Raw genomic sequence first — 1,178 nt, forward strand, 5'->3', positions numbered from 1 at the left:
ACATACACAAGCGTTATAAAACCAACGCGAGACAATAAGATCTCATCCATCATCTATCGTGGAAAAATCAATGAAAACAATTCAACGTATTGGACTAGCTCTCTCCGCGTTTGGGCTTATGGCGGGTTGTCAGCTAACATCTTCTAAACCGCTTTACCCAACCGCCAATCAAAAAACTATCCAATCAGCAAAAAATGAATTCAAGGGAATGGAAGAGTTTGAAGTCAGTGACGATGGTGTCATTTCTTTTCGTGCCCGCCTGCCTGGACCAGACTATTACTGGGAGCCATATAAAATCAAACAGTTAAGTTACGAGATATCCTGTGTTTTCCTCACTAATTATGTGGATCGTGGGATGGTGGTGAAGTCTTGGTATTTAGGCGCTCGTGGCCGCGTTGAGTACTATGATATGGAGCGCTGTATGGACAACACACCCTTCGAGTAATTTTCTCAGCACATAAAAAAAGCTCCACCGAAGTGGAGCTTTTTGGGTATTGGATTACTTGAGATTACGGACGAGCAACAAAACCGACAGCTTCGTATGCTTTCTTCAGTGTTTCCGCCGCGCGAGCCGATGCTTTCTCCGCGCCTTGCTTCATCACTTCATCCATAAACGCGCGATCTGCGCGAATACGACGGTATTCTTCTTGAATTGGCTCAAGCATCGCAACAACCGCTTCACCCACGTCTTTCTTGAATGGGCCGTACATTTCAACGCCTTTGTATTTCGCTTCAATCTCTTCAAAGCTCATGCCTGTCGCTGCAGAGTAAAGACCCATTAGGTTTGCAATACCCGCTTTGTTTTCAACATCATGGCGAATGCTTGGTGGCGTTTCGGTATCGGTTTGCGCTTTGTTGATCTTCTTGATGATCGATTTTGGCTCTTCAAGCAGCGTGATAACGTTCTTACGGTTATCATCAGACTTCGACATTTTCTTCGTCGCATCTTGAAGGCTCATTACGCGCGCGTTAACCGTTGGAATATATGGCTCAGGTACCGTAAAGATTGGGCTTTCTGGCGAGTAAATGTTGTTGAAACGCGTTGCGATATCACGCGCTAATTCTAGGTGCTGCTTCTGGTCGCTACCTACTGGCACTTGGTGTGCGCCGTAAAGCAGGATGTCTGCTGCCATTAGCACTGGGTAATCAAACAGACCCACGTTTACGTCGTTCGCGTA

The 1,178-nt window shown here is 46.1% G+C and carries 2 protein-coding genes; one reads left to right on the forward strand and one right to left on the reverse strand.

What is annotated here, in order from left to right; translation table 11 throughout:
• Positions 1-70 precede the first annotated feature (70 nt).
• Entirely contained in the window at positions 71-445 is a 375-nt protein-coding gene (locus R7E47_RS24845; protein ID WP_318085428.1) for a hypothetical protein, read from the forward strand.
• A 64-nt stretch (positions 446-509) separates the two neighbouring features.
• Here R7E47_RS24845 and trpS read toward each other — a convergent pair.
• On the reverse strand, positions 510-1,178 hold a 669-nt coding region (gene trpS / locus R7E47_RS24850), incomplete at its 5' end, for a tryptophan--tRNA ligase (protein WP_318085430.1).

The sequence above is a fragment of the Vibrio sp. Vb1026 genome (genome assembly GCF_033338745.1).
Taxonomy (GTDB): domain Bacteria; phylum Pseudomonadota; class Gammaproteobacteria; order Enterobacterales; family Vibrionaceae; genus Vibrio; species Vibrio alginolyticus.